Annotated in this window: 22 protein-coding genes; 12 read left to right on the top strand and 10 right to left on the bottom strand. The window is 54.7% G+C overall.

What is annotated here, in order from left to right; all coding sequences use genetic code 11:
- Positions 1–12: 12 nt before the first annotated feature.
- Complete coding sequence (locus FBR45_RS08105) at positions 13–804, bottom strand: hypothetical protein (protein ID WP_138500980.1); 792 nt, start codon at positions 802–804, stop codon at positions 13–15.
- Between the two features lie 152 nt (positions 805–956).
- Here FBR45_RS08105 and FBR45_RS08100 point away from each other — a divergent pair, with 152 nt between their 5' ends.
- Both FBR45_RS08100 and FBR45_RS08095 read left to right on the top strand, forming a co-directional pair.
- Positions 957–3,191: a caspase family protein gene (locus tag FBR45_RS08100; protein WP_138500978.1), complete on the top strand. Its 2,235-nt coding sequence runs from the start codon at positions 957–959 to the stop codon at positions 3,189–3,191.
- Between the two features lie 127 nt (positions 3,192–3,318).
- Positions 3,319–3,906, top strand: coding sequence for a hypothetical protein (locus FBR45_RS08095; RefSeq protein ID WP_138500976.1), 588 nt, complete (start codon positions 3,319–3,321; stop codon positions 3,904–3,906).
- A gap of 64 nt (positions 3,907–3,970) precedes the next feature.
- On the opposite strand, the gene FBR45_RS08090 is transcribed toward FBR45_RS08095, so the two are convergent.
- Positions 3,971–4,903: a DUF2279 domain-containing protein gene (locus FBR45_RS08090; RefSeq protein ID WP_138500974.1), complete on the bottom strand. Its 933-nt coding sequence runs from the start codon at positions 4,901–4,903 to the stop codon at positions 3,971–3,973.
- A 20-nt stretch (positions 4,904–4,923) separates the two neighbouring features.
- Positions 4,924–5,919: a DUF1028 domain-containing protein gene (locus tag FBR45_RS08085; protein WP_138500972.1), complete on the bottom strand. Its 996-nt coding sequence runs from the start codon at positions 5,917–5,919 to the stop codon at positions 4,924–4,926.
- A 121-nt stretch (positions 5,920–6,040) separates the two neighbouring features.
- On the opposite strand from FBR45_RS08085, the gene FBR45_RS08080 reads away from it, so the two are divergent.
- The 3 genes from FBR45_RS08080 to ggt all read left to right on the top strand — a co-directional run bounded on the left by FBR45_RS08080 (position 6,041) and on the right by ggt (position 11,353).
- Positions 6,041–7,747: a DUF6909 family protein gene (locus FBR45_RS08080; protein ID WP_138500970.1), complete on the top strand. Its 1,707-nt coding sequence runs from the start codon at positions 6,041–6,043 to the stop codon at positions 7,745–7,747.
- 256 nt (positions 7,748–8,003) lie between these two features.
- Positions 8,004–9,536 (top strand): malate:quinone oxidoreductase, encoded by a 1,533-nt coding sequence (locus tag FBR45_RS08075; RefSeq protein WP_138500968.1) that lies wholly within the window; start codon positions 8,004–8,006, stop codon positions 9,534–9,536.
- Positions 9,537–9,655: 119 nt separating this feature from the next.
- Positions 9,656–11,353 (top strand): gamma-glutamyltransferase, encoded by a 1,698-nt coding sequence (ggt, locus tag FBR45_RS08070; protein ID WP_138500966.1) that lies wholly within the window; start codon positions 9,656–9,658, stop codon positions 11,351–11,353.
- A 28-nt stretch (positions 11,354–11,381) separates the two neighbouring features.
- Here the strand turns inward: ggt and FBR45_RS08065 are convergent, their stop codons facing one another.
- The 3 genes from FBR45_RS08065 to fumC all read right to left on the bottom strand — a co-directional run bounded on the left by FBR45_RS08065 (position 11,382) and on the right by fumC (position 14,677).
- Positions 11,382–12,287, bottom strand: coding sequence for an FtsZ/tubulin family protein (locus tag FBR45_RS08065; RefSeq protein WP_138500964.1), 906 nt, complete (start codon positions 12,285–12,287; stop codon positions 11,382–11,384).
- 161 nt (positions 12,288–12,448) lie between these two features.
- The gene (locus tag FBR45_RS08060; protein WP_138500962.1) at positions 12,449–13,156 is read right to left on the bottom strand and encodes a hypothetical protein; all 708 of its coding nucleotides are present in this window, start codon (positions 13,154–13,156) and stop codon (positions 12,449–12,451) included.
- 117 nt (positions 13,157–13,273) lie between these two features.
- Positions 13,274–14,677: a class II fumarate hydratase gene (fumC, locus tag FBR45_RS08055; protein ID WP_138500960.1), complete on the bottom strand. Its 1,404-nt coding sequence runs from the start codon at positions 14,675–14,677 to the stop codon at positions 13,274–13,276.
- Positions 14,678–14,894: 217 nt separating this feature from the next.
- Between fumC and FBR45_RS08050 the strand changes: the two genes are divergently transcribed.
- Complete coding sequence (locus tag FBR45_RS08050; RefSeq protein ID WP_138500958.1) at positions 14,895–15,311, top strand: helix-turn-helix domain-containing protein; 417 nt, start codon at positions 14,895–14,897, stop codon at positions 15,309–15,311.
- 475 nt (positions 15,312–15,786) lie between these two features.
- Here FBR45_RS08050 and FBR45_RS08040 read toward each other — a convergent pair whose 3' ends face one another.
- The gene (locus tag FBR45_RS08040) at positions 15,787–16,149 is read right to left on the bottom strand and encodes a hypothetical protein (protein WP_138500956.1); all 363 of its coding nucleotides are present in this window, start codon (positions 16,147–16,149) and stop codon (positions 15,787–15,789) included.
- A gap of 465 nt (positions 16,150–16,614) precedes the next feature.
- On the opposite strand from FBR45_RS08040, the gene FBR45_RS08035 reads away from it, so the two are divergent.
- Positions 16,615–16,848, top strand: coding sequence for an SDR family oxidoreductase (locus FBR45_RS08035; RefSeq protein ID WP_138502021.1), 234 nt, complete (start codon positions 16,615–16,617; stop codon positions 16,846–16,848).
- 140 nt (positions 16,849–16,988) lie between these two features.
- Positions 16,989–17,846, top strand: coding sequence for a dienelactone hydrolase family protein (locus FBR45_RS08030; RefSeq protein WP_138500954.1), 858 nt, complete (start codon positions 16,989–16,991; stop codon positions 17,844–17,846).
- Positions 17,847–17,857: 11 nt separating this feature from the next.
- Here the strand turns inward: FBR45_RS08030 and FBR45_RS08025 are convergent, their stop codons facing one another.
- The 3 genes from FBR45_RS08025 to zwf all read right to left on the bottom strand — a co-directional run bounded on the left by FBR45_RS08025 (position 17,858) and on the right by zwf (position 20,692).
- Positions 17,858–18,271, bottom strand: coding sequence for a hypothetical protein (locus tag FBR45_RS08025; protein WP_246082150.1), 414 nt, complete (start codon positions 18,269–18,271; stop codon positions 17,858–17,860).
- Between the two features lie 127 nt (positions 18,272–18,398).
- Positions 18,399–19,124 carry a 6-phosphogluconolactonase gene (gene pgl / locus FBR45_RS08020; protein WP_138500952.1) on the bottom strand — a complete coding sequence of 242 codons (726 nt, stop codon included), beginning with the start codon at positions 19,122–19,124 and terminating at the stop codon, positions 18,399–18,401.
- Positions 19,125–19,195: 71 nt separating this feature from the next.
- Positions 19,196–20,692: a glucose-6-phosphate dehydrogenase gene (gene zwf / locus FBR45_RS08015; protein WP_138500950.1), complete on the bottom strand. Its 1,497-nt coding sequence runs from the start codon at positions 20,690–20,692 to the stop codon at positions 19,196–19,198.
- 235 nt (positions 20,693–20,927) lie between these two features.
- Here zwf and FBR45_RS08010 point away from each other — a divergent pair, with 235 nt between their 5' ends.
- The 4 genes from FBR45_RS08010 (at position 20,928) to FBR45_RS07995 (ending at position 25,213) form a co-directional block, all read left to right on the top strand.
- Positions 20,928–22,094, top strand: a complete 1,167-nt coding sequence (locus FBR45_RS08010; protein WP_138500948.1) for a sensor histidine kinase — start codon at positions 20,928–20,930, stop codon at positions 22,092–22,094.
- Entirely contained in the window at positions 22,060–22,476 is a 417-nt protein-coding gene (locus tag FBR45_RS08005) for a response regulator (RefSeq protein ID WP_138500946.1), read from the top strand. Before FBR45_RS08010 ends, FBR45_RS08005 begins: the two co-directional genes overlap by 35 nt.
- A gap of 120 nt (positions 22,477–22,596) precedes the next feature.
- Positions 22,597–23,025 carry a ribose 5-phosphate isomerase B gene (gene rpiB / locus FBR45_RS08000; RefSeq protein WP_138500944.1) on the top strand — a complete coding sequence of 143 codons (429 nt, stop codon included), beginning with the start codon at positions 22,597–22,599 and terminating at the stop codon, positions 23,023–23,025.
- A 13-nt stretch (positions 23,026–23,038) separates the two neighbouring features.
- Positions 23,039–25,213, top strand: coding sequence for an FUSC family protein (locus tag FBR45_RS07995; RefSeq protein ID WP_138500942.1), 2,175 nt, complete (start codon positions 23,039–23,041; stop codon positions 25,211–25,213).
- Positions 25,214–25,319 lie beyond the last annotated feature (106 nt).

The raw sequence follows: 25,319 nt of genomic DNA, 5'->3' as shown, positions 1-25,319 counted from the left end.
AGTAAGAAACGGTTAGGGACAGGTGATACCGGCCGCTATCGCAAACCGTTTCAGGGCCTGTCGCTGTGCGGTTACGAAGTCGTCATCATCCGGTCCTGATAAGCCTCCCCAGTTAGCTAAGACAAAATCGGCAACCAAAGGCAGCAGCTGCAAACAAGGCACCACCCTTGTCCCCCGGCGCATGGCGTCGCGCAGGGTTTGCCGCTGCTCGTCGTTGAGGCAGTACAGCCGCACGGCCGATGACCCGACGGGTTCATGGCTCGTATCGTCCATAATGGTAATCGTACTGTAACGACCCGATGCCGACGGAAACTGACGACTGGTCAGATACACGTAGCCCGAACCGGGATCAGTTGGCAGTCGGTACACCTGTCCGTCAAGAACGACAGAGAATGTATGCCGACGCTGCCGTCCGGCATCCATCCAGAGCGTATCGACCACCACGAGTGTATCCCGCACAAAGTCGGCCAGGGATACGGAGCCGGAACTGAGTCCTTTACTAACGAGCGCGCTGGCCGTTGCCTCGACAAAAGGCCGCCGGGATGTGCTGGATCGGCTATCGAACCAATAGCATACTTCGTTACGAAGCAGGAGAATCCGGCAGTTGCTCAGGCGTTGCACCCGAACCCAGCGGGTAATCGTCTGGAGTGCGTCGGCATCGGTTCTGACACGCCGAAGCTGTTTTTGCAAATCAGCAACGCTGGCCGACCGGCCCGGGCAGGATACTAATTCGTAAACATTTGACTGAGCCAGACTGGTTGTGGTCAGCCCAAATAGCAGCCAGACAATTAATACGCTCTTCATGATGACAAAGTAGTCAGGTTGGGATATGCAGGGGTAAAAAAACGAAATTTAGATGATCTGACAACTGAGGATCAGGCCATATGGCTTATTTTCGGTTATTTATCCGCCCATATCGATGTAAGTACGGCAGTTAGCCCTGTTAACCCCAGTTTATGAAGTATTTTACCCTTTGCCTTCTCTGTCTGATCGTTGCCCTGCCCGCAAAAGCCCAGTTTGGCAAAGTTCGGGGCTTACTTGATCGGGGTCGATACAACGAAGCCCGGACGTTAGTCGATGAAGCTACAGAAACCAATCCCAATGCGCCGGAGGGCTGGTATTACCGGGGTGTAGTCTATCAGGCCATCGCTACTGTTAGTGATACCACCCCCCAGTATGCCGATGCGGCACTGGTAGCCTATGAATCGTTTCAAAAAGCAGTCTTGCTGCCGGGGGCTTCGGTCAACCTGAAAGACGACATCCGAAAAGCGCTATCTGACAACGCTTTATCTACGCTTTTACTACGAGCGGGCGCATTCAGGTATAAAGACAAAGAGTTCAGTAAGGCTCTCCAACTCATGTCTTATGCGCACAAGGTATCACCTAAAGACACGCTGGCCCTATTGTATGCCGGCATTACGGCCCTGAACATTGATTCAACAGCCAGCATGTCTTTCTTTGAAACGTACATACAGAATGGCGGCCGTGATGCTGGTATTTTTTATGCACTGGCGCTCAGCTACAGCAAAAAAGGGGATACAGACCGGGCGCTCAGAACGCTGGAGCGGGGTAGCGAGCTACTACCCGGCAATGTTGACCTGCGCAGCGAATATGTTAACACACTACTCCGGTCAGGCCGGTCCGAAGAAGCCCTCCAACGCCTGATTCTGCTGCTTGAACAGGATCCGCTCAATGCAACAAACGTGCTTAATGTCGGTATTCTGTACGACAATATTTCGACTAAAAACCAGGAGACGCTAAAGCAGATGCTGGGTAAAAAAGGAAGCGAATCGATCAGCGACCTGGAGGAGTTCCGACGGCTTACCCTGACTCAGCGCACTCAGTGTTATTTGTACTACAAACGCGCCCTCGATTTGTCGCCTACCAATTATGACGCGCTGTATAATATGGCGGTGTTCTATTTCAATCTGGCCGTTGAACAGAAACGCCTTGTCGATGCCATGACGACTGCGGAGTATAAGTTAAACGGTAAAGAAAAAGAAAAGCAGGTTTGTGGCTTGTTTGCCAGTGCACTTCCTTACTTCGAACGCGCCGAAAAGCTGAACAAAAACGACCCCGAACTACCCAAAAATATCGCCACGCTCCGGGATGTCCTGAAACGATTTGCCGATTATAAAACTCCCTGCACCCCCATCACCTACCAGCAACAGACCGTCGGCGACTATACCAGTCCCGATCTGACTATTACCGAGCCGGTTTTTCTCGATGGTGCTTACACAACCTCACAAACCGGCAATCGACTTACCCTGCGGGGCAAAGCCTCTGATAACGACCGGATAGCCCTTATGCAAATTAACGGTAGTCCGGTAAAGCTGGCAGCCGACAATTCATTTGCTCACGAGCTTACGTTGCGTCCCGGCCTTAACCGGCTTTCGATTCGGGTTACCGACGCATCGCGCAACACCATCCAGCGCGATTTGACCGTTTATAACCAGGCCGCCGTGTCCTTCACTACTGGAAGCAAAGGGCGCTTCTTTGCCTTGCTTATTTCCGTACAAACCTATCAGGACATTCTATTACCCAGCCTCAGTGAGCCACATAACGACGCCCGCCGTCTCGCAGCCACCCTAATACAGCACTACGGTTTCGATTCTACCCGGGTTATTCATTTACAGGACCCTACCCGGGCCGATCTACTCGACGAACTCGACGACCTCGTCTCCCGTATTCGGGAAGACGATAAATTACTGGTGTTTTTTTCCGGCCACGGCCAATTCGACCCGGTCACCCAACAGGGTTACTGGATGCTCCGCGATGCCAGCCGACGCCGGGGAACCTGGATAAACAATGCTGAAATTCAGCAGTCGCTCAACGCCATCCCGGCCCGGCATCTGCTGCTCATTTCGGATGCCTGCTTCAGTGGCAGTATGATTGCCAAATCTGAAGTAGCCGCCGGCACAGCCATTGATTTACTAAGCCAGCCGGGCCGTACAGTAATGACCAGCGGTAGTTTGACAGCCGTTCCGGAACGAAGTTTATTTAGTGACTATATGCTTCGACGACTGAATCAGAATAAAGAAAAATACTTATCTGCCAGCCGGTTATTTTACAGCTTTCGGGAAGCGGTCATGAAAGAAAGCCGCCTGAAAAATCAGGTACCTCAATATGGTGTCTTTGCAGGCCAGGAAGACAAGGGAGGTGAGTTCGTTTTTATACGCCAGCAGCCCTGATCGCCTGTTCTCTTACTACATGTAGCCATTGCCCATGAATGGCCCGATAGCCATGTGAGTGGTATTGTTTTCCCCCCTGCAGGAAGTATGTTTGCACGGTTTATTTCCATTCATTCACAATTTCATTATGAAACGAGTCCTATTTATCCTGTTCACACTGGTTGCCTTCTCAGCTACGGCTCAGGAATTCAAACCATTTAAAGTGAATCTCTCTCTGGGTTTTGCCAAACCGCTGGCGTCGGGTGCATCGGGTGGTGTTTTGTTTGCCATCGAACCTAAATACGGCATAAACGATAATATAGACCTGGGTTTGCGCCTGGAATCTGCCCTGGTAGCCCGGGCCGTGGTTAGTAGCGGCAACACCGTTTCGGGTGAGATTGGCGCCTTTGGCTCGTACCTGCTGACGGGCAATTACCTGTTCGGAACGGGCGGAGTACGTCCTTTTCTGGGTTTGGGCGCTGGCCTGTACAGCATCGCTTCGGGCGGTGTCGTAACGGTTGTTGATGGCCAGGCACCGGAAGATGTCACGCTGGTTGGCGCTACCAAATTTGGCGGCATGATCCGGGGCGGCATCAAGGCCGGCCACTTCGTTCTGGGCGTAGAATACAATGCGGTCCCGACCACGTCGAACCGGCTGACGAACACGACCATCGAAAGCAAAAACGCTTACCTCGGCGTGAAAGTAGGCTTCGACATTGGCGGAGGGCGGTACTAAGGCGGCCGTGATCGAGCGACTAAAAGAGAGAAAGAGCGGTTAGTCTGGCCGCTCTTTCTCTCTTTTAGTCTTTTGGTACCTGCCAGGGGTGGAAGCGGAGGCCTTTTACGCGGTTGAATTCGAGCGTCGGGGCCGGTATTTTAAAAAACTGGGCGGTACCGATGAACCGTTGCAACGACGGGCTGAACGTACCAACCCTCGACAGGTCAGCGTCGGGCGAGATAAAGAACTGCCGGTACCGCTCGAATTTAACTTCATTGCCATTGGCGTCCCAGACCCTGGGGTTATCGTGCCCCCCAATCATACCGCTTCCGCTGTAGCCGACATCCAGATTCAGCCAGCGCGGAAACTGGGAGCCGACCGGTAGTACCGATGCCAGATTGACCGATAGCCAGTACTGCTGTCCATTGTAGTCTTTGAGCAGTTGCTGCCCGGTTGTTTTCCCTAGCAGATTGGGCCGGAAAGGGGGGAAAATGGTTTTCCGGAACCCGTATTTCAAAGTCACGATCTGCTGCCCGGCTCCGTACTGCTGTCCCATAAACAACGCGGTTCCGGCCGCATTGGCAAGCATATCGCCCTTCGAAAATCCCCATCCTTCAGAATAGCCGTCGAAAACCTCCAGCGTACTCTGAAACAGCAGCGCCAGCAAACCGCCGGTCAAAATGCTGGTTCGCTCGTTTACCCCGCTCCAGCGCATGAGTTCGTAACCGCCCCGGCTCATGCAGTAAGCCGTAGCCGCGTGACCGACCTTGTCCATCTGCAACCACTCCCGATTGTCGTTGAACGCGTGAAAAGGCACGCGCTTTTTGTACCACTGCTTCCGCAACACCAGTAGCGTTACGGTATAGAAAGCCGCTGTTCCGGCCACCACCCCAATAAAGCGCCCCTGTCTGATACCAGACGGGTCGGGTATAGTCGGCATAACCGGCTGCGGCTGAGCAAAGGTGCTGACTGCCAGCAGCCAGGCCAGCAGGAAGGCATAGAGCCTGTAGTTCATGGCCTAAAAATAGCCGATAATTAGTTGACCAGCTTCGCTAAGTCCGCGGCTGATACCGTCAGTAGCCCGACTTTGGGCAACCGCCGGGTCAGCTCCCGCCAGTTGGGATCGGCCGCGTAAATTCGTTTCAGCATGGTTACAGCCTGATCGACCTGTTTGGTGTTTGCCAGCGCAATGGCCGTCCAGTACTGCATTTCCAGATTGGCCGGAAACAGTTTCATGGCAGCGCCGTACGCATCCATAGCACCTTTCATGTCGTTCTTTTCGGTAGCCAGATCGCCCCGGTTCATGTGTTCGTACGCCCGATGCGTCCGTAACAGCCGGTCCAGCTCGGCCAGCGGCTGTTCGGCATCATCGACGCGCAGGTCGACCAGGTGATTATCGTCCCAGGGGGTGTCTGATACGCGGCCTTTTACCATCAACAGCACCGCCGACTGCCGACCGCGTATGTCGCCACCGGCGGCCTGGGCTGCCTGCAGGGCCGAGAGCACCCGTTCGGGCAGGGGCATGCCGGCATTTTTCTCGAACGCACCAGCCATAGCCTCGGGCACTGTGTTGTTCAGCATCATATTCGCCTGAACCGAATAGGCAGCCCCTTTCTGATGACCGGCGAAGTCGATGCATTTTTTACCGGTATGCACGGCTATATTGCCCTTTGCGTCGGCAATGGCTACCTGCCGTACGTCCCGCCCCTCGTCCGTGCGCAACAACTCGTCCAGCGCCTGCTGGGCCGTTTTACCCGCTTTGAGCAGCGCCAGCCCCCGCATACCAAATGATTTGTTGGTGAACGACTGCGTAGCGACTACCCCTACTCCGGCCTCGCCCCACGACACCGAGGTACCCACCGAAAACCAGTGGCTCTGTACACCAACGGCTAGGTCGCCGGTTTTTTCGTCGCGGGCTACGATAGAAAATGTATGGGCAAACGGTTCGGGCTGGCCGTTGCTGCCTATCCGTACGTGTTGGGCCAGGGCTGGGGCCGTTAGAAGCAGCAAAAAGAGAATTCGTTTACGCATGATTGATGAGTAGTTGTACATCATCAAATGTACGCGTGCGGGGCAATTTCACAAGGAGTTAACCGACCCTATACGGCAGACCACGTAACTTGCCGATCAATTTGATTTGCTGCCTATCGTCATGAACGATCAACCATCTCCCCCACTCACCCGCGCTCAGGAGTCGCGCGTTGCTATTGAACGGCTTTATATTACCATGCGTCACCTCTTTAACCGGGGGTTTTACAAACCGTCGGGCGTATCGGGCGAAGAAATCCGACGGGCGTTGCTGACGCTGCAACCCGAAATCTACGGCCTCGTTGGCGACCCCCAACGGGTTGAACTCGACGGTCTGGTTTACGTCATGGACCGGCTCCCCAAAGGGATCGAAGCCTGTCGGGTCATTACCCTGGCCTCGCGCGAAGGGTTCGAGAATTCCCATTTCCCGGTGCTGGTTCCCGCCAAGCGCCGGCGCAACTGCTACCGTATTGATCAGGAGCAGATGGTCATTGAGGTGACCAACGGTCGTAGCGAAATCTACGATATTCTGACCCACCTGACCTTCATGTTTATGGAGGCCGACAAGATCAGGCGCAACGCCTTCCAGGAGCGGGGCAGTAAATCGCGCGAGTGGGAGAAACTGGAAGCCATCATCCGATCGGGCGGCACCGTTACTGACGATGAGCGGGAGCTGGCCCTGACGTATCTGAGTTCTATACTGGGGCGCACGTTTGAAGAAACCCAGCGGGCCTACCGGCGTTTCGAAGAAACTGCGGGCACCAACAACGGCTTGTTTCAGATTGTCTACGGCCTGGGTAGCGTTTCGATCAGCGAGGTGCGTGAATCAAATGTAGACCGGGAAATTAACTTCACCCCCATGCTGCGCGAACGTATCGGTCAGCATCTCTATGGCGAGCGCTGGGCAACGCGCATCAAACAATACATCTGGCAAAACAACCTGCAGGACCGGCCGCTGCACATCATCAGCGCCAATCCGCACAGTGTTATGAACTGCCTCTACGCACCGGCCGCCCTGAAAGGAACCACCACCTGGGACAACCTGTACGATCTGGCCATGACCCTGAGTCAGCCCAACCAGCGGGAGCTGCGGGAACAGGTCGTCCAGTACGCAGCCGAACACGGTATGCACGTGCTGGAAGACACCGCCGGCACCAGTCTGCTGGTACAGCTGATCGACCTCTCACGTTGTGACGTATCGCAGCTTTCCGCCGAACTCAACCCCGACCCGGCCTTTGTTCAGGAAAACCAGCCCCTGCTGCTGGTCATGGACTATGCCTTCGGCGAGCAGGCTTTCGAGACGATGGACGAACTCCTGAAGCCCTATGAACGGCAGAGCGAGTCGGCAACCCTGAAAGTAGCCTCGGTAACGATTATGGGCAAAGCCGGTATCCTGACCGGCGACAAAGGCGACCTGATGATCCCGACCTCGCACATCTTTGAGGGCACCGCCGACAACTACCCGCTGGATAACGATTTCAGCAAAGACGATTTCGAAGGCAACGGGCTAGCCGTCTACGAAGGCGCGATGATTACCGTACTGGGCACGTCGCTACAGAACAAGGACATCCTCAGCTACTTCTGCAATTCATCCTGGAAAGCCATTGGGTTAGAGATGGAAGGAGCCCATTACCAGAAAGCCATTCAGGCCCATCTCAAGATCCGGAACAGCGTACCGGCCGACGTGAAAGTGCGTTACGCCTATTACGCATCGGACAACCCGCTCCTGACCGGCGCTACGCTGGCGTCGGGCAGCCTGGGTACGCTGGGTGTCAAGCCGACCTACCTAATCACCATGAAGTGGCTCGAAAAAGTACTGCGGGCCAGCTAACCTTCCAGCAAAACACGCTGCTGGCTGGTTGAAAGTGCTATGCCTGAAGGCCCTGAACCACATCGGTCTTATTGTGCGCTCAGCTAACCCATCGGGTTGTGGCTGGGCGCACCTTTTTTTGGTACTGCTACGGGATAAAGTTGCGTTTTCCCAGAAACCTCATCGATCAGCCATTTTACGGAGCAACAGCCTTACTTTTCCGAACATCAGACCTACTAATTTTGTAGATGAGTATGGGAATCCCCCAGCTACCATTATGGCAAAACATACGAATACAACTGAAAAAGGTCCTGATGTTGTGTTGATCGGAGCAGGTATCATGAGCGCCACCCTCGGGGTCATGCTCAAGGAACTGCAACCCACTATCACGATCGAGATTTACGAGCGTCTGGACAGTGCCGCAGCGGAAAGCTCCGACGCCTGGAACAACGCCGGTACGGGCCACTCAGCCTTCTGCGAGCTTAACTACACCCCCGAGCGCGAAGACGGCAGCGTTGAGACTTCCAAAGCCATCAAAATTGCCGAGTCGTTTGAGCAGTCGAAGCAGTTCTGGGCCTACCTGGTTGAACAGGGTTTCCTGAAAGACGCGCCCAACTTCATCCGCTCCATTCCCCACATGAGCTTTGTCTGGGGCGAAGACAACGTGAACTACCTGCACAAACGGTACGACGCACTCCAGCAGAACTACCTCTTCCACGGCATGCAGTACTCCGAAGAGCCCGCTCAACTGGCAGAGTGGATGCCGCTGGTGATGGAAGGCCGAGACCCGGCACAGCCCGTTGCCGCCACTCGCATGGATATCGGCACCGACGTCAATTTCGGCGCGCTGACCCGCTGTATGTTCGAGAAGTTACAGCAGATGGACGGAGTAACCATGCATTTCGGCTACGATGTGCGCGATCTGTGGCGTTCCAAAAGTCTGGGCGGCTGGAAAATCAGAGTTGAAAACCTGAACGACGGCAAAACCCGTGATGTACAGACCGAGTTTGTCTTTATCGGAGCCGGCGGTGGTTCGCTGCGGCTGCTCGAAAAGTCAGATATTCCCGAGAGCCGCGGCTACGGGGGCTTCCCCGTAAGCGGACAGTGGCTCAAGTGTACCAACCGCTCTGTTATCGAACAGCATCACGCCAAGGTGTACGGGAAAGCGTCGGTTGGCGCCCCCCCTATGTCGGTGCCGCACCTGGACACCCGCATGATTGACGGCAAACAGGAGTTGCTGTTCGGGCCTTACGCGGGATTCTCTACCAAGTTTCTCAAAAGCGGTTCGTACCTCGACCTGCCCAAGTCGATTCAGCTGAGCAACATGGCCCCCATGCTGATGGCGGGTCTGCATAACATACCACTGACGCGCTACCTGATTCAGCAGGTGATGCAGTCGCCCGAGGATCGGCTCAACGCCTTGCGCGAATACTTCCCCAACGCTCAGATGAACGACTGGGAACTGGAGATTGCCGGTCAGCGGGTGCAGGTCATCAAAAAAGACGACGAAGAAGGGGGCGTTCTTGAGTTCGGCACCGAAGTCGTGAGCGCAGCCGATGGCAGCATTGCCGCCCTGCTGGGGGCTTCGCCGGGCGCGTCGACAGCGGTATCGATCATGCTCGACCTCATTAAGCGGTGCTTCCCCGACAGAGTCAGCTCGGCCGACTGGCAAACCAAGCTGAAGCAGATGATTCCGTCCTACGGGCAAGTACTGGCCAACAACCCGGAACTGGGTCAGCAACTCCGTCGGCAAACCAGCGAAGTGCTGGGGCTGACCACCGACGAGCAAACACCTGAAGTAACCCGTTAAGGTATTTTACGTTAGGTTAACCTACGCCAGGGCGTTTTACTGCATAAATAGCTCTATTTACGTATCTTGTGCCACGGCCGCCTGGTCGTGGCACATCTTTTTTTAGCCCTGCCCCACCCATGAACAAGCTGTTTTCTACCCTCTGTCTGCTGATCCTGTTACTTCCCCGTCTGACCGCTCAGGACCGGCTCAGCGGCAGGTCTTTTGCCACACGGGCGGTCGTGATGGCTCGTCACGGCATGGCCTGCACCTCGCATCCGCTCTCGACTCAGGCCGCGATACAGGTATTGCGCTCGGGCGGCAACGCCATCGATGCCGCCATTGCTGCCAACGCGGTGGAAGGCCTAGTAGAACCCCATGTTAACGGGATCGGTGGCGATCTGTTTGCCATCGTATGGGATGCCAAAACCAAAAAACTATACGGCCTAAACGCATCGGGGCGGTCGCCCTATTCGCTGACCCTGGCCGAGTTCCAGAAACGGGGGCTGACACACATCCCTTCCGACGGTCCGCTACCGGTATCGGTGCCGGGCTGTGTGGATGGGTGGTTCTCGCTGCACAAACGGTTTGGCAAAGCTCCCATGACCGACATTCTTTCCCACGCGATCCGGTACGCCCGCGAAGGCTACCCCGTTCATGACGAAGCGGCTTTTTACTGGCCCTTGATGATTGCCCGCTTTGGCAAGTACCCCAACGTTAAAGAAACCTACGCCCCCACCGGAGCCGCCCCCAAACGGGGTGAGCTGTTCAGGAATCCGGCGCTGGCCAATACCCTCGAAAAAATTGCCAAAGGCGGTCGGGATGCGTTTTACAAAGGCGATATAGCGCAGACGATCGACGCGTTCATGAAAAAGATGGGCGGCTACCTGAGTGCCCGCGACCTGGCCGATCATACCTCCGAGTGGGTCGAACCCGTATCGACCAACTATCGCGGGTACGACGTTTGGGAGCTGCCCCCCAACAGCCAGGGTATCGCGGCCCTGCAGATGCTGAACGTGCTGGAAGGCTACGATTTCTCAACGATTCCCTGGGGAAGCCCGGAACACATTCACCGGTTCGTTGAAGCCAAGAAGCTGGCCTTCGAAGACCGGGCCAGGTATTACGCCGACCCGGCCTTTGCTACTATTCCGGTTCAGGCGCTCATCAGTAAACCCTACGCGGCAGAACGGCGGGCCCTGATCGACCTGAATCGGGCCGCCAGCCGGGTCGATGCGGGTAACCCGGCGCTCAAACAGGGCGACACCATTTACCTCACAGTGGCCGATGAAGAGGGCAATATGGTGTCGCTGATCCAGAGCAATTACCGGGGGTTTGGGTCGGGCATGGTTCCCGATGGGTTGGGTTTCATGCTTCAGGACCGGGGCGAGTTGTATAGCCTCACCGATGGGCAGAACAACACCTACGCCCCCCACAAACGCCCCTTCCAGACCATCATTCCCGCTTTCATCACCAAAGACGGGCAGCCTTTTATGAGTTTCGGCGTGATGGGAGGCAGTTTTCAGCCACTGGGTCATGTTCAGATCGTGATGAACATGATCGACTACGGCATGAACCCACAGGAAGCGGGCGATGCCCCCCGAATCGACCACCAGGGGTCATCGGAACCAACCGGCGAGAAAATGACCGACTCCGGTCTGATTACCCTCGAGTCGGGATACCCGTACGAAACCATCCGCGAGCTGATGCGCAAAGGGCATAAGGTAGGCTATGGCCTGGGCGGGTACGGTGGCTACCAGGCCATTATGTACGATGCCAAAAACAAGATTTACCACGGTGCTACAGAATCCCGAAAAGACGGGCAGGCTGCGGGTTTCTAAATCTTGCTATGGACCGAAGGCTGGGTGTCTAACGGCTGGCCTGGTCGGCTGAAGCGTCCGCAACGGGCATCCCGATCAGTACCGACACATCGAGCCATTCGCCCTGTTCAGGATCGGCAAACATTCCAAGCTTACATACAAGGGGCTCGGTTTTGACGACCTCACTGACCCAGTTCGACAGGTCCACGTGTTCACGCACAAGCAACGGCTTATCGTCGCTGTAACATACAACCAGCAACACCCGATATACGCCCGATTCGCTGATTGCCATCTGCTGATTTAGCTGCCGGGTTAGCTCCTGCATAATCTCGGCCGACCGGCTTTGGCCCCTGGCCCTGGCCGTTGTCAGCGTTAATCGTGCCTTACTGACCACTTTTTTAAAGTCCATAAAATCGACATTACCCAGCATGGATTCGCCGAATGTAGCCAGTTTGCCAACCGCGCTGGTAAGCTGATCAACCTGTTGCGACCAGGTTGTATCTGACAGTGGGTATATCCATAGACTGTCGGCCTCGGCCTGCAGACGATGCATGGTCTGGTTGGCCAGATCCTGCTGCGCGGCCTCAATATCTGGCGGCAGGCCAATACACACCACCGTAAACAGCCCATATTCAGCCAGTAGATCGACCAGGATTGGCACCAGTTCGCAGTCGGCAGGTGTTCGAAGATCCGTAACGATAAGGGCTAGCTCGCCCAGCGCTGGCAACTCATTAAATGCATCGGCCAGGTGCCACCTTGCATCGGCATGATCCCTCCCGGATTCAACAAACAGTTTATTGGGTATGGGCGAGGCCCGAAGCCGGTCCGGATCGGTATCGCAGAGAATCGGGACGACGTTCCGGATAGCTTTCCTGTAAAGCTGATTGCTAACGGCAGTTCCGGTTTCGCCAAGGCCTATCAACGCGATAGCCGGGTTTTCTGAATCATTGTACATGAGCACGTAGAGAGGGATTTTAACCAGTTACTAAACGGGTTGCCTGGACAGCTATACACCAAAAAGGAATTGGGTTGATGTTCTAACCGAACTTATTCAATTAGTGAGACGCCTTGTTAGTAAATGGTGTATCCTGCCCCACAGGCTCCGATCTGCGGGGTTCAGTGTATAAACAGATCGGTCTGCTTCTCCGACGCTTTCCGGCGTAATTGACGCAGCGCCGACACATGAGCCACCAGCACAATGGGCACCACCACCGATGGCAGCCATACAAACGGAAAATAGAGGATAGCTATGTTAGGCTGACTGAACGCGATCTGCTGAACAGGCGAGGGAACAGCCATAGCTGCTGTCAGCACAATATTGACCAGTAAACCCAGACAGATCAGGTTCCAGATCAACACCCCCCTGCCTGACAACCGCTTCCGGACAAATGACAGATAGTACACCACGGGCGCTGATAGCCCAGACAGGATATCGACGTTCCGTCCTTCGAAGGTCATCTCCTTTGGCACCGCGCCAGCAACGAACAGCCAGAACAGCACCAGCTCGACCGGGATGCGCACGGTATGCAGTAGAATCAGCTGGTCTAGCCGGAGCGAATCGAGAAACCGGCGCCCCCCGGTGGTTCGCAGCAGCCCAATCAGCAACAGGAGCGGTGGAATTACCAGGGCCGGAAAACGCGGAGGTATCGCATCGGTCTGCCGGTAAACCCCCGACAAACTCAGGCCCGCCTGGAGAGCCATCCAGGCTAGCAGAACCAGCAACACGGTGGTCGACTGCCGGCTGGCCCGGTAAAACAGCCAGACCGTAATCAGCGTAGTAACGCCAAAAACCAGGCTAACGTATGGGGGTAGTTGATTAAGCATAAGGCGGTGGCGAAAGTACCCGACAAAGTACAACCTGGCGCTGCCGGAAACAATACGGGCCGGATGCTGTCATCCGGCCCGTGTTGTTTCTGATGTATGGTTCGGCAAGGGATATCGTCAGGCAGGCAGCTCGCCGACCATGTCGCCGGGTTTGACCCACTCGTTAAACTCTTCTTCGGTCAGGTATCCCAGTTGCAGGGCCGTTTCTTTCAGCGTAGAGCCATTTTTATGGGCAGTTTGAGCAATTTCGGCGGCTTTGTAGTAGCCAATTTTGGTATTCAGCGCCGTTACCAGCATCAGCGACGAATCGACGTGCTTTTTGATGTTGGCTTCGATCGGCTCGATACCTTCGGCACATTTGTCGTTGAACGATACGCATACGTCGCCGATAAGCCGGGCCGAATGCAGGAAATTATAGATCATGACCGGCTTGAATACGTTCAGCTCGAAATGGCCGTTCATACCGCCAATGTTGATCGCTACGTCGTTGCCCATTACCTGAGCGGCTACCATTGTCATGGCTTCACACTGGGTCGGGTTCACCTTGCCCGGCATGATGCTGCTCCCCGGCTCGTTGTCCGGAATGTATAACTCACCAATCCCCGCCCGCGGGCCACTCGACAACATGCGGATGTCGTTGCCGATCTTCATCAGGCTGGCCGCTACCGTTTTCAACGCGCCATGTGCCTCAACAATGGCATCGTGTGCAGCCAGGGCTTCAAACTTGTTCTCGGCCGTAACGAACGGCAGACCGGTCAGGCTGGCAATGTGTTTGGCCACGTTGTCGGCGTAGTTGGGCGGGGTGTTTATCCCCGTTCCGACGGCCGTACCGCCCAGCGCCAGCTCGCTCAGGTGAGCCAGCGAGTTGTTGATAGCCCGCAGGCCGTGATCGAGTTGAGACACGTATCCCGAAAACTCCTGCCCAACCGTCAGCGGGGTTGCGTCCATGAAGTGGGTGCGGCCAATCTTTACGACGTGCATAAAGGCGTTGGCCTTGGCCGCCAGCGTATCACGCAGTTTGGTAATGCCCGGAATGGTTACGTCCAGCAGGATCTTGTAGGCGGCAATGTGCATGGCCGTCGGGAAGGTATCATTACTCGACTGCGACTTATTCACATCATCGTTCGGATGCAGCGCTTTCTTTTCGTCAGTGAGCGATCCACCCTGCAGCACGTGCGCCCGGTAGGCCACCACTTCGTTAACGTTCATATTCGACTGGGTACCCGATCCGGTTTGCCATACCACCAGCGGAAACTGATCGTCCAGCGTTCCTTCCAGAATTTCGTCGCAGACGCGGCCAATCAGTTCGGCTTTTTCCGGCGCCAGCACCCCGGCATCGAGGTTGGTCAGCGCAGCCGCTTTCTTGAGGTACGCAAACGCCCGAATAATTTCGCGGGGCATTTTATTGATGTCCTGAGCAATTTTAAAATTCTCGATGGAACGCTGCGTCTGCGCGCCCCAGTAAACGTTGGCCGGCACCTGAACCTGGCCCATCGTGTCTTTCTCGATGCGGTATTCCATGTGGTAAGAGCGAAAAAGTGAAGGAGTCAACGAAAGAATGGGTACCAGGTCTGGAGTCCCTTCCTTTATTAACTCTTTAAAATCCGGCTGCAAAGGTACAGGGGGGCCGGTGTTTTCCCATGGATCTGGTCACTTTGCGCCACGAATTGCCGGGTGATACTGATCAAAACGGAGCATAGGATGGTTCATAGGGTAACCCTTGTCTTATTAATAGAACATGGCCACTTACACACTACCCAAGAAAATAGCCGCCCGGCAGCATGCAATCACTGCCGACTTCCTGATGGTGATTGACCGACATCTGGCCGACCTGCTGGCCGGACGCATTACGGAGATGAATGAGATTCGGGACATAGCCGACGAACTGCATATTCATCCCACCCACCTAAGCAACACCATCAAGCTCACAACTGGCCAGGCACCCTGCTACTTCTTTGAGGAAAAGATCATGACCATAGCCCGGTCCATGCTGACCGATCCGCAGCAGTCCGTTGCCAGCATTGCCGAAACGCTCACCTTCGACCCCTCCAACTTCACCAAGTTTTTCAAGCGGTTTCAGGGAGTCACTCCGAAGCAGTACCGGGAGGAGTACTGGCGGGCGGAGCGCGAAAAAACTGAAATGCTCACCATTTAAACGGAAACTGTCACCATAGCCCAAGCCGTCGGAACCCGCTATTTTGTGTCATTCGTTAGAACGGTTGGGGAGATACCTTTCGTAGTTAGGGTCGATTCGCTAAAGCATGAGTTGTTTGTTAGCTGACAATAGCCAGCTTATTGAAGAAGATAGTATATACTCGTAATCCTTGACGATGCATCGAAAGAACGGGGTCACCCATGCGGTGGCTGCCACTGTTTGGGCGTGTCTTTGCATTTTGCCGGGCCACCGGTGCAGTCGATACAAAGTTGACACGACTCTCAACCTTTTTCAAATCTCCAACACGTTCTTAGCTATCGGCGAGCATCGTGTTACCGGAAAGCTATTGGCACTAAGCGAAGTTCTAACTTCCGTAGAATGATTCCATAAATAATGGTGCGCAAAATAAATCTGCCAGTAAGCTATAGCACCCGATTAGGTGATACATCCATTATCAAAACTCAAAGTTGGTTAATCAATAATTGACTATGAGCTTTAAGTTTCCTTGTCTCGTATTCTGATGCTGATATTGAATATTCACATCAGAATCATAACAATCAAGTGAACATTTCAATGAATCGATTTTTCCTTTAGGAAGCTTGAAAAATTGCCAATAAATCTTTTGCGGTTGACGTGGATTTTTTAAAATAATTGATGCGGAATCATCTAAATAACCAACCGCACAAAGAGAAATTCTAGGAGCTCGGTTGCCAACAGTTCTTTTTACATAAAAAACAGTGTCCATAGCAACGTTTGCTATTGGAAGCGTTGATTCTGACTCATTTGATTTACACGCCACCAATAATAGTAGCGTACAGAGTGCCACAGGGACTCTCATACCTAAAGTTATCTATATATGGTGTTTGAATTGTGTAACTTCCCCCAAGTACCCATAGTTGCCCGCGTAAAGCCGTTTCCCATAAAGCTGAAATTGCGTTTGACTCAACTCTTACGCCAGAATTGTACAAATTAATGCCAATGGCGTTATTCTGCTGGTCCATTTGGGTAAGGCAGCCTCTTTGACCAATCTCGTGGGCATTTAGTAGTGGAACCGCTTTAAACGGTCAGAAGGAGTCGGCCAAAAGGAAAGCATATAGTACGTACTTGAAAGCGTTGGCATGATTTCCGTCCGAAGACCAACCACCTGAATACCTAAACAAAGTTCCGGTTACATGATGTGCATAAATTACGGTTTGATAAAACTGAGTTAACTGCCGCACCGACATTTGTCTCAAAATATTGATTTCTTGTCCATTCATTTTTTGTGTTTCAGCCAAAATTTTCTCTCTAGTAGCTTGAATCAATAACTCAATTAGTCCGGGCCAATCTGGTAGCACCCGGTCTTATTGAAACTGATTTCACCCAGGCAGCCCGCGACACTCATCCCGAGCTGGGCGCGTTTATATCATCGCAGACGGCACTGGGGAGACTGGGCGTTCCCGACGATGTGGGTGGTGTGGTAGCGTTCCTTTGCTCGGCCGACGCCCGTTGGGTTAGCACCCAGCGAATCGAGGCATCGGGCGGTATGTTCCAGTAAATCCGGACTCCATCGACAACACGGGTGAGCGCGCCAGCTGGCGTTGCTTACCTGTGTTTGTTGACGATCGAGCAACCACATTTGCAAATGATCGGTTGATTCGGCAGCTTTACCAAACGAGCACTAAACCCCAATCTGGCATGGATCAGCGCATTATCAACCTCTTCGACGAGTATACCCATAAACCGCTCAAACGAGACGACTTTCTGAAACGACTGGCCCAACTGACGGGCGGAACAGCCGCTGCTCTGGCGGTGCTGCCCTTACTGGAAGTCAACTACGCCAAGGCCGAAACCATCACGGCTCAGGACGATCGTATCAAAACCGAATCCATCACTTACCCCGGCTCCGATACTACCATGAAGGGGTACCTGGCCCGGCCCGCAGCAGCTGGTAAGTATCCGGCCGTTATCGTCATCCACGAAAACCGGGGCCTCAACCCCCACATCGAAGACGTAGCCCGACGCGTGGCGCTGGCGGGCTTTGTTGCCCTCGCCCCGGATGCGCTGTCGGCCGCCGGAGGCACCCCAACCGACGAAACCCAGATGCGGGAGTTGTTCGGCAAACTGGACGCCCAGAAAACGCGCGAGAATTTCATGAAAGCCGTCGACTACCTAAAAACCCGCCCCGACAGTACCCGCAAGATAGGTGCCGTTGGTTTCTGCTGGGGTGGAGCTATGGCCAATCAGCTCGCCGTTCACGTGCCTGACCTGAAAGCTGCGGTCCCGTTCTACGGTCGCCAGCCCGACGCGGCCGACGTACCTAAGATCAAAGCGGCCGTACAACTCCATTACGGCGGGCTGGACGAGCGGGTTAACGCCGGGATTCCGGCCTACGAAGAAGCGCTGAAGAAGGCAGGGGTCGCCTATGAACTTTACGTATACGAAGGCGCGCAGCACGCTTTTCACAACGACACCGCGCCCAACCGATACAACGAAACCGCGGCCAAACTAGCCTGGGACCGCACTATTTCATTCTTTAAAAAGAACCTGAGCTAATCACCCGCCAGCTACTTGTCGGCCCGGGTGGCCTGCCAGCTACCCGTTGCCATACCATCGGACGCCCGCCAGTTCCCTTTTAGCGCAGACTGTTCTAAGGTACCCGAAAACGTGACGTCACTCCCGCCCTGCGGATCGGCATAGGCTGCGTTGAGTTTGCCGTTTTGCCAAGTAATCACTTTCAGATCGATTGGATACCGATTCCCGTCGGGAGCCAGCATCACAACCTGGCCGGTCAGCTTCCGGGTGTTGTCCTGATTGATGATCAGGTCGAATTTTCCCGCGTCTGAGCCTTCGTACGTACCGGCCCATTTGCCGATGAGCATGGCCGATGAGTCGGCCGGGGCCGCGCTTGTCTGAGCGGTAGCTATGGAGAAGCTGACTGCCCAGGCCATGAGCAGGAATGCTAAGGATTGGATTCGCATGAGAATGAAGAAGTTAGTTTGTTCCGGATGATACAGGAGTCGATCTCCTATTGCTTCCTAAACAAAAAACCGCCCGACGCCTACTGATCGGTAGCGTCGAGCGGTTTATACGTTACACGGATGGCGGCTACTGACTGAGGTTGGCTGCCGCCTTCTCATCGACCATCCAGATGAGCTGGCCGTCAGCGGGTTTAATAACCTGCGACGGATAAGTGTCGGGCCGAAACTCACCTTCCAGGACCTCTTTCAGCGGGGCCGCTTTTTTAGGACCAGCCACCAAAAACAACACACACGACGCCCGGTTTACCACCGGAGCCGTGAGGGTGAGCCGGTACATATTTTGCTGCTTCAGAAAATAAGCCTTTGTCCAGCTGGTTTGCTCATGTACGACCTCGGTACCCGGAAACAGGGACAGCGTATGCCCGTCGTCGCCCATGCCCAGCAACACCAGGTCGAAGGTGGGGCCGGTGTCGCCAAAATAGTCGTGTAAAACCCGGTCATAGTCGGCAGCCGCAGCCTCGGGTTCGAGTTCGGTGCGCCAGACGTGAATCTGTTCTTCGGGGGTGAACACGTGCCCCAGCAGGGTATCGTAGGCCATCCCGGCATTGCTCTGCTCGTCGTCAATGGGTACGTACCGCTCGTCGCCCCAGAAAACATGCAGCTGCAGCCACGGAATCTGCTCGGCAAAGGGTGATTTCGCCAGCAGTTCGTGCAGGGCTTTGGGCGTGCTGCCTCCCGACAGGGCAATGGTAAAACGATCCTGTTTTTTCAGAACCTCTTTGATCTGCTTCGTAATAAACTCAGCCGCAGCCTTGGCCAGCGCGTCCGGGTTTTTCTTGATAAGAACCTGCATACGATCGGTTTGCAATTAGTAGAAAACGATGCTGACGCCAGCACGAACGACGGATCAACCACCGGACCGGGTTATTTCCACGAAAACCCGTCTTTTTCGACCAGGCGCATGGCTGCTTCGGGACCCCATGAGCCGGGTGTGTAGTTCGGGAAATCAGTGGGGGCTTCGCTCTCCCAGGCGTCGAGGATGGGGGTAACCACCCGCCAGGCCGCTTCTACCTGATCGGCGCGCATAAACAGGGTTGCATCGCCCGTCATCACGTCGAGCAGCAGAGTTTCGTAGGCTTCGGGTTCCTGCCCGTCGTAAGCCGTTTTGTAGCTGAACACCATCTCCACCGGATCGATGGCCAGGGTCTGCCCCGGGCGTTTGGCCTGAAAGCGCAGCCGTATATCCATGGCCGGCTGGATACCAATCGTTAGCCGGTTCGACTCCCAGGTCGATATGGCTTCGTCGGGGAAGGCAAAATCCGGAGCCGCTTTAAACTGAATCGTAATGACCGTCGTTTTTTCGGCCAGCGATTTGCCCGTACGCAGGTAGAACGGCACATTCTCCCACCGCCAGTTATCGACGTACAGTTTTACGGCGGCAAACGTTTCGGTGGCCGAATCGGCCTTAACGCCTTCTTCCTGCCGGTAGCCCGGAATGTCTTTATCTTTTACGCGTCCCGGTCCGTACTGACCACGAACGGCCATGTTTTTGACGTCTTCTGACTTGATAGGGCGAATCGCGTGCAGTACGTCTACTTTTTTGTTTCGGACTTCATTCGCATCGAAATTGACCGGAGCTTCGGTAGCCACCATGCACATGACCTGCAGCAGGTGATTCTGAATCATATCACGCAGTGCACCGGAGCCTTCGTAGTAGCCTCCCCGACCTTCGAGCCCTACCGTTTCGGCGGCTGTGATCTGCACGTATTCGACGTAGCGCCGGTTCCAGATCGGTTCAAAAAGCGAATTGGCGAACCGGAGTGCCAGAATATTCTGTACCGTTTCCTTACCCAGGTAGTGATCGATGCGATAGATCTGTTCTTCGGCAAAGAGGCCACCCAGTAGTTCGTTCAGTTCGAGGGCCGTTTTCAGGTCATGGCCAAACGGCTTCTCCACCACGATCCGCACGTGCCGTTTGTCGCCACACAGCTCCAGCTTGCTGAGGTTGGTAGCGATATTGGGAACCAGCTGCGGAGCTACGGCCAGGTAGAACACCACGTTGGGATGCTCGCCCCATTCGTCTTCTTTCTGACGCACAAAATCGGATAGCGTACCATAGGCGCCCGCATCGCCCGCGTCCATCTGCAGGTAGGATACCAGGGGCGAAAATGATTTCCAGGCGTCTTCGGGTCCGTTTTTACGGCGCGAGAAAGACTGTACCCCGTCGAGCAGGCGCTCCCGGAACGAATCGTTATCATACTGACTACGGCCCAGGCCAACAACGGCAAACCGCTCGGGCAGGTACTGGTCGATAAAGAGGTTGTAAAGCGCTGGCGTTAGTTTCCGGAGGTTCAGATCACCGCTGCCGCCGAATATAAAGAGGATGGTAGCGGCTGGCCGCTGATTAGTGGCTGGAATCATAAGCTGGTTGTATTGAGGGCCGCAAATTACCGATGCCCCCCGTTCCGAACAAGTCTACGCGCATAAGGTTCGCGCTGGTTAGGTATCGCCCTGACTGATGGATAGGTAAATGTACGGCTGTTCTTCTTTTTTGGTAGACTTGCATTATCTACATCCCAACCGGACTTAGTACATTTATAGTTCGGTTCAGCGGGGTTTACTTTCTTTACCGGCTCTCCCCAGTCTTACGCTTACTATGGATCAGTTTTTCGAGTTTTTCCGACGGCTTACCGACACCAGCGACTGGCCTCCCCGCTGGCTGTGTGGTACCTGGACCGAGTTCCACGGATGGCTCTATATCGTTTCGGACCTTACCATCTGGCTGGCCTACATGGCCATACCGCTCATACTCATTCGGTTTTTACTCAAAAAAACCGGGGTTCCCCTTACGGGTGTGTTTTGGCTGTTTGGCGCTTTCATTCTGCTCTGCGGCCTGACTCACCTGATCGATGCGCTCATGTTCTGGTGGCCTGCATACCGCATCAATGCCCTTGTCCGGTTTATGACGGGTCTTGTTTCAATTGCTACCGTAATAGCGTTGATCCGGTATTTTAACGAGGCCCTGGGGTTGCGGACATCGGAAGAGTACAGCCGGGAGCTTACCCTTCGGCAACAGGCCATGCAGGAACTGGCCCGCTCCAACGAAGAATTGCAGCAGTTTGCCTACGTGGCCTCCCACGATCTGCAGTCGCCCCTGAAAACCATTACCAATTACCTCACGCTGCTGGAAGCTAAACACAGCAGCCACCTCGACACCGACGCCCGAAAGCTGATCAGCGTTTCAACCGCTGCGGCCGACCGGATGCGCTCGCTGATCAACGATCTGCTGGCTTTCTCACGGGTTGGCAACACCGTCGAGTTTACGCCTGTTGACCTGAATCAGGTTGTGGCCAATGTGATCGAAGAACACCAGGCCGACATACAGGCTACCCACGCGACCATTCGTGTGGAGGGCACGCTTCCTACGCTAACCGCCCACCAGACCGATATTCATCAGCTGTTTCAGAACCTGGTCAGTAACGCGCTCAAATACCGCCGGCCGGCTACCGACCCTAAAGTCCTGATCCGGGTCACCGACCGGGGCGACCGCTATCATTTTATGGTCAGTGACAACGGTATTGGTATCGATCTGAAATACCACGACCGCATCTTTCAGATTTTTCAGCGCCTACACGGCCGTAACGAATACTCAGGAACCGGCATTGGACTTGCCACCGTAAAGAAAGTCATCGATATTTACGGCGGCCGGATTTGGGTCGAGAGTACCCCCGGCACTGGCAGTACCTTTCACTTTACCCTTCCTAAAATTATAAAAACACTTCAGCATTATGCCCAAACCGATTCGCTGCATTCTGTTGGTTGACGATGACCCCGACGATAATTTCTTTCATCAGCTGATTATTGAGGAGTCGGGCTATTGCGAAACAGTACGGATCGCCGAAAACGGCCAGAAAGCCCTCGATTACCTGACCCAGACCGATCGTCCCGACTATCTGCAGCCCGACGTCATCATGCTGGACATCAACATGCCCGGCATGAACGGATTCGAATTTCTGGATCGGTACCACCAGCTGCCAGCCTCACAAAAGAGTCGACTCATCCTGCTGATGCTGACAACTTCGCTAAACCCCGCCGACCGGCAGCGGGCCATTGGCATGGGCGAAGTAGCTGGCTATTACAGCAAACCTTTAACGCGGGATATGATCCAGAAAATCGTGGATACCTATTTCTCAGCGCCGGTCTGAGGCCAGTCAATCTGAATGGCGCTCAGCCACATGATCCGACCACTGGGTTATCTACATTATTATTTCGTCTGGCCCGCATTTTGGCTACTTTTGAGCCTGATATCAACCTCGCATTACTTTATGAAAATTGCCATCGGCTCCGACCACGCCGGTTTCCGCTACAAAGAAGCCATTAAGCAGTATCTGATTGACCAGGGTCATGACGTAACGGACATGGGTACCTACTCCGACGCTTCGGTTGATTACCCGCGTTTTATCCGGCCCGTTGCCGAAGCCGTAGCGGCTGGCGAGGTAGAACGTGGCGTTGTACTGGGCGGCTCAGGCAACGGCGAAGCCATTATGTCGAACCGCATCAAAGGCGTCCGCGCGGCCCTCTGCTGGAATGAAGAATCGGCCCGCTTATGCCGCCAGCATAACGACGCCAACGTGATCTCGCTGGGCGAGCGGATGATGAGTGAAGAAACGGCGCTCAAACTCGTGCAAATCTGGCTAGATACGCCCTTCGAAGGCGGTCGGCACCTGACACGTATTCAGCAGCTGGACGAATAGTAACGGGGGCGTTATGAACCGACGCATCCGGGAAATCGCCTATTTTCTCTCAAGCCAGAACTTCTCGAACGGCTTTCGTACCACGCTGTCTATTCTGCTGCCCTCGCTGGTTTTTGACCAGTTTGGGCAGCTGGATACGGGTATGGCTATATCGCTGGGGGCACTGGCCGTCAGTTTAAGCGATGCCCCCGGCCCGGTTCAGCACCGCCGGAATGCCATGCTGGCCACGGTTGTCGTCAGCGTCGGGATGACCTTACTGACTGGCGTAGCGCGCCTGCACCCGATTTCCATGACCCTGGAAATCGGGTTGCTGGGGTTCTTTTTTTCCATGTTCGTGATTTACGGCAACCGGGCTACCTCGGTCGGTACAGCCGCTTTACTCACGATGATCCTGATGCTCGACCGGCCGCTCGATCTGATGGGTATTTTACGCGAGAGCGGACTCATTGCGGCCGGCGGACTCTGGTATACGGCCATTGGTCTGCTCTCGTCAAGGCTTCGCCCCTATCAGGCTGCCCGGCAGGCGCTGGGCCAGTGTATCCATGCCGTGGCTACCTTCATGGCCATCAAAGCCGATTTTTATGACATCAGCACCCCGCTCGATGACGACTACCGACGGCTGGTTGCCCAGCAGGTTGTGGTGAGCGAGCAGCAGGATGCCGTGCGCGAAATCCTCTTCAAAAGCCGACAGCTGATGGCCGAGTCCGACAATACCAGCCGCCTGCTCGTGCTTACCTTCACGGACGTCGTTGATCTGTACGACCAGATACTGGCCATGTACCTCGACTATGCCGATATGCTGGAGCGGTTTGGTCAGGCCGGGGTTCTGCCGCGCTTTGCCGCCCTGATTCGTAAGTTGTCCATCGAGCTCGATTACATTGGCTTATCGATACAGGCCAGCGTGATTCGGCGACCACCGATCGACATCAGCAAACAGCTCGATGATCTCTGGCAGCACATCGAAGCGCTGAGTCCCGAATACGGCAGTACCCTCGTTCTGCGAAAAGCCATGGTCGGCCTACGAGCCATCAGCCAGCGGCTGTCAATTATTCAGAACAACATTAGCCAACCCTCGGTGCCTACCGATCGGGCCGACACCCTCGAATACGGCCGGTTTGTATCTCACCAGGTCATCGACTGGTCTTCTTTCCGAAACAACCTGACCCGGGAGTCATCGGCTTTCCGGCATTCGGTGCGGGTGGCGGTATCGCTGGTCGTTGGCTACCTGCTCACGCTCGTACTGCCGTACGGCGACTATAGCTACTGGGTACTGCTCACGGTATTAGTCATTCTTAAACCAGCTTTCAGCCTGACCAAACAACGAAACATTGAACGCATTACCGGCACGCTGGCCGGGGCCATCATCGGAGTTCTGATTCTGATGTTTGTGCCCGACAAAGCCGCTCAGTTCGCGTTTCTGGTCCTGTTCATGCTGGGCACCTACAGCTTTCTCCGGTTCAACTACCTGGTCATGGTTGTCTGCGTAACTCCTTTCCTGCTAATTGTTTTCAGCTTTCTGGGAACGGGCTATCTCGACGTGGCGGGCGAGCGGTTTCTGGATACGCTGCTGGGCGGGCTGCTGGCCTTCGGCGCCAGCTATCTTCTTTTTCCCAACTGGGAGTCGAACCAGATTGTCAACACCATGCGCGAAATGCTCAGCGCCAACATCCGGTATATGAATCTGCTCCTCGATGGACTGTCGGGCAAATCAGTGCCGGTTGTCGATTATAAACTGGTCAGAAAAGAGGTGTACGTAGCTTCGGCCAACCTGGCAGCGGCCTTTCAACGGATGACGTCGGAACCGAAGCGTAAACAGCGCAACGAAACGCTCATCTACGAATTTGTGGTACTCAACCACATCCTATCGGCCAATATTGCTACCCTAATTACCGGCTTGCTGACTGACCGGCCCAGGCCGTATTCGGCAGAGGTACTTAAACCGATCAAGCGGGCCACGGCCACCCTGATCGACAGTCAGAAGCGCCTGTTGGAAACGCAGCCCCTGGAGTCGGCCACCGCCCGCCCCGCCCCTACCGACACAATCGACACGCCTGAGCCGACTTCGGCCGATCTGCTGTTTATGGAACATCTACAGTTTATCCAGCAGGTAAGTGGCGATATCGGCAAGGTACTTTCGAAGGGCAACTGGGTCGATCACCCGGTAACAAAAAACCCCGACGGACCGTAAGTCGTCGGGGTTTTGCTGCGTTGTTAAGGGATAAACGCCCAACGTATCCCGTTTGTTTCACACTTGAAAAACTGTGTCGTTATTTTTCACTTTAATCAACTTTGCC

Source organism: Spirosoma lacussanchae (genome assembly GCF_005870035.1).
GTDB lineage: Bacteria > Bacteroidota > Bacteroidia > Cytophagales > Spirosomataceae > Spirosoma > Spirosoma lacussanchae.
This window is presented reverse-complemented; position numbering and strand designations above follow the sequence as displayed.